Origin of the sequence: Halorubrum sp. Atlit-8R, from assembly GCF_003666025.1 — an archaeon.
Taxonomy (GTDB): domain Archaea; phylum Halobacteriota; class Halobacteria; order Halobacteriales; family Haloferacaceae; genus Halorubrum; species Halorubrum salinarum.
On record NZ_QPLV01000091.1, the window covers coordinates 1 to 240 of the forward strand.

Sequence of the window (240 nt, forward strand, 5' to 3'; positions counted from 1 at the left end):
AGAAGGGCCCGGACGCGACCGCCATCTACGCGCTCACCCCTTGGTTCGACGTGATAGAACCGACCGACTTCGGTGGCTTCTGGTTCGGGTTTTTATGTGTCTCGTCGTTGATTAGAAACCGTTTTCCCACGTGTGAGTTTTTGTAAGAGGACTCAAACACCGGTGTATGGGACTTGATGATCCGGCGCGTTTCCGCGAGCGCTTCCGCGACGAGCTTGACCGGCTCGACGACGCGGACAT

1 protein-coding gene is annotated in these 240 nt (G+C 57.1%); it reads right to left on the reverse strand.

What is annotated here, in order from left to right; translation table 11 throughout:
* Window positions 1-25 precede the first annotated feature (25 nt).
* On the reverse strand, window positions 26-240 hold a 215-nt coding region (locus DVK05_RS17675; protein ID WP_233562264.1), incomplete at its 5' end, for a hypothetical protein.